This is a genomic window from Achromobacter spanius, assembly GCF_039673305.1.
Classification (GTDB): domain Bacteria; phylum Pseudomonadota; class Gammaproteobacteria; order Burkholderiales; family Burkholderiaceae_B; genus Achromobacter; species Achromobacter spanius_F.
This window is the reverse complement of the sequence record NZ_JBDJLJ010000127.1, coordinates 1-1,136: the sequence shown is the minus strand read 5'-3', so window position 1 is coordinate 1,136 and position 1,136 is coordinate 1. Positions and strand designations below refer to the sequence as shown.

The following is a 1,136-nucleotide window of genomic DNA, read 5'->3' as shown; positions in this document are numbered from 1 at the left end:
CGGGCGCAGCTCGTCGCCGCGCGCCGCGCCGTCATCTCGAGCAGCCTGTCCGCCCGGAGCGACGCGCTGCCGTTCCGCGAAGGCGACCGGTTCAAGAAGGGCGACGTGCTGGTCGCCTACGATTGCGCCTTGAACCGCGCCCGCCTGGAGCGCGCCGTCATGGCCGAGTCGGCCGCGCGCAAGAAACAGGCGGTGGCCGAACAGCTCGAGACCCTGAAGTCCATCAGCCGCTCCGACGTCGAACAGGCGCGCGCCGCGGTCGCCGTGGCGCGCGCCGAAAGCAGCGCCGAAAAGGTGCTGGTCGACCGCTGCGCCATCGCCGCGCCGTTCTCCGGCCGCGTCGGCGAGACCTATGCGCGCGCCGCGGAGACCGTGGCCGAAGGCGAAAAGCTCGTCAGCATCTACGACGACTCCGCCTTCGAGCTGGAGGCCATCGTGCCGTCGCGCTGGCTTGCGTGGCTCAAGCCCGGATCCCCCTTGCGCATCACTGTCGACGAAACGGGCCGCAGCTACGACGCCGCGGTGTCGCACATCGCCGGGGCGGTCGACCCGGTCAGCCAGTCGGTCAAGATCATCGGGCGCCTGGCTGACCAGCAGAACGCGTCCGCCGAGCTGCTGCCCGGCATGAGCGGCAGCGTCCGCGTGGACCTTCCCGCCGGAACGCCGTGAAAGACAACACCTCGCGAACAGACCAGCTGGCCACGCTGCTGCAGCTGGAAAAGCGCGCCCGCGCCTGCGCCGACGCCCAGGAACTGGGCTTTCTGATGGTCAACGACACCCACGCGCTCGCGCCCTGCCGGCAGGCGGCGCTGTGGACGCCGGGTGCCGGCGGCAACGGCGGCATCGCCGCGCTGTCCGGCCTAGCCGTGCCGGATCCGAACGCGCCCTACACCGTGTGGTTGGCGGGCATGCTGGCAGGGCGTGCGCGCGCCGGCGCTTCCGGCGTCCTGTCGCCCCTGCCGGAAGAACAGGTGATGTGGGCGGAGCACCTGCCCGCCCACGGCTTGCTGCTGCGCCTGCCGCTGGACGCGCGGGAAGGCGGGGAGCGCGTCGATGCGCTGCTGGCGCTGTGGCGCGACACCCCATGGCTCGGGTCCGAGACCACCCTGCTGGGCCTCTTGGCCGACGCCTACGCC

1 protein-coding gene and 1 pseudogene are annotated in these 1,136 nt (G+C 72.2%); both read left to right on the top strand.

Annotated elements, in window-relative coordinates:
* Nucleotides 1-669, top strand: a 669-nt coding sequence (locus ABE485_RS31135; protein ID WP_346519105.1) for an efflux RND transporter periplasmic adaptor subunit, incomplete at its 5' end; no start/stop codon positions are given.
* Nucleotides 666-1,136: pseudogene (locus ABE485_RS31130) on the top strand (hypothetical protein); the annotation flags it as partial. The gene ABE485_RS31135 and the pseudogene ABE485_RS31130, both read left to right, overlap by 4 nt.